Origin of the sequence: Scytonema sp. PCC 10023, assembly GCF_963920835.1 — a bacterium.
Taxonomy (GTDB): Bacteria; Cyanobacteriota; Cyanobacteriia; order Cyanobacteriales; family Nostocaceae; genus Kalymmatonema.
The window spans coordinates 1-1,720 of sequence record NZ_CAWUDP010000276.1 but is presented as its reverse complement, the minus strand read 5'-3'; the positions used below and the strand labels follow the sequence as shown (position 1 = coordinate 1,720).

The window sequence follows — 1,720 nt, the reverse complement described above, 5'->3', positions numbered from 1 at the left end:
CATCGAAGTCGTTCTCAAGCAAGCTGCGTCCTAATGAAGATGGCTATGGCTATACTACCAAGTCGTTCAAAGGCTAATGACAACTTACAGCGGTGGAATTCTCCCGCTATCGCCGTGTTATTTCGTGGGATTGAGTGCTACCCCGTGGCGGACAAAGAAAAAAGAAGGATACTGCCAATTCTTCCAAGCCGTAGTTCGCGCTCCGCACCCCGAGCAATTGATAAAGATGGGTCACTTGGCTTATGCGCGTCACTTTGGGTGGAATGGTTTGGTCGATTTTTCGCAACTCGACACTGGTCGGGACGGCGATTTTACCCAAGCATCAATGCAGAAAGCTTGTGATGCGAATTTTAATGCTGAAGTGGTACGGCGGTTTATGGAACTGTGCCCGGATCGCAAAACTATAGCCTTCTGCGCTGGTGTTCAACAAGCGTATAATTTAGCCGATCAGTTCAACGCTGTAGGCGTCATTAGCGAGGTTGTTGTTGGGTCAACAAGTCAAGACACGAGAGAAGGCATCTACGCTCGTTTCAAGAGTGGAGAGACGCAATTAATCAGCAGTGTTTCCTGCCTATGCGAGGGGTTTGACGAAACAAGTTGCAACTGCGCCATTATTGCTCGACCAACTAAGAGCCGAGCGCTTATGGTGCAAATGGCAGGACGTGCTTTACGGCTACACCCTGGTAAAGAAGATGCATTGCTATTAGATTTTTGTGAGAACTTCCAACGTTTAGGTGTGCCAACTAAAGGTTACTCTACGCCCCTCTGCCCCAGTGATAAACAAGAACCATTTACACCTACAAAAGAGTGTCCAGAGTGCCACGCCAGCGTACCTCAGTTTGCAAAAATCTGTCCTGAATGTGGATACGAATTTCCTTCTGGTGAAGAACCAGAACAAGAATTGGGGATATGCCGAAATACGTGGCAAATGGGACACGTTGTAAAGTTTTGTAAAATTGTCGATTACGCATTTGGTAGAAAGACTATCTCTAGTATCAATATGATGGTTGCCAACTAAGTCTTACCAATACGCAGACCCCGAAGAGTCAATCTATCCAGAAATTCTTGAAGCGCCCTGAGGACAACTCCGTGTAGCGAACTGTGTGCTGAATATTTTTGTGTCCCAGATAAGCCTGAATAGCTCTAGTGTCATGACCTTTAGATGCTAGGTAAAAACCACAGGCATGGCGCAGCATATGCGGATGCACGCTTAAGGACAATCCAGCTAAAATCCCAGAGCGCGAGATGATGCCTCTAACTGTTGCCGCAGACATCACTGTCCCTCGTTCCGAAACAAACAGATAGGGAGAGCCTGAATACTCCCGTTGCAACTGCCGCAGTGCCCTAAGTTCTGGACCGCGCAGGGGATGCGTTGAACTGACACCGTGTTTGAGTCGGTTAATGTAAATCGTGCCACTACCAAAATCCACCTGCTCCCACCGCAGTGCGACCAACTCTGATACCCGCAGACCGTGACGATATGCCAGTAAAATTAGAGTTGCATCCCGGTTACCATGCCGCCCCACAGCTTTCGCAGCTTTAATCATTGCCTCCACTTCGTTGGGGAGTAAATGTTCTCGCGTGCGTTTTTCAAGATTCGTAACTTTTTTAGGTGGAGCAGTATTCGGCATAATTACCAACTTGCCCATAAATGATAGTCGGGCACTTTATGGTTGGGTACGACACAATCAACTCCCCACACTATTTAATGTAAAGAACT

Annotated in this window: 2 protein-coding genes; one reads left to right on the top strand and one right to left on the bottom strand. The window is 47.4% G+C overall.

The annotated features are described in order from the left end of the window. Positions 1 to 76 precede the first annotated feature (76 nt). Positions 77 to 1,018, top strand: coding sequence for a helicase-related protein (locus tag ACM0OZ_RS48665; RefSeq protein ID WP_414590126.1), 942 nt, complete (start codon positions 77 to 79; stop codon positions 1,016 to 1,018). A 28-nt stretch (positions 1,019 to 1,046) separates the two neighbouring features. Here the strand turns inward: ACM0OZ_RS48665 and ACM0OZ_RS48660 are convergent, their stop codons facing one another. Then, on the bottom strand, positions 1,047 to 1,631 hold the full coding sequence (locus ACM0OZ_RS48660) for a tyrosine-type recombinase/integrase (RefSeq protein WP_414590125.1): 585 nt from the start codon (positions 1,629 to 1,631) through the stop codon (positions 1,047 to 1,049). Positions 1,632 to 1,720 lie beyond the last annotated feature (89 nt).

Excerpts from the sequence above, each read along its gene's own strand:
- ACM0OZ_RS48665 (WP_414590126.1), top strand. The coding sequence starts at position 77 with ATGACAACTTACAGCGGTGGAATTCTCCCGCTATCGCCGTGTTATTTC.
- ACM0OZ_RS48660 (WP_414590125.1), bottom strand. The coding sequence starts at position 1,631 with ATGCCGAATACTGCTCCACCTAAAAAAGTTACGAATCTTGAAAAACGC.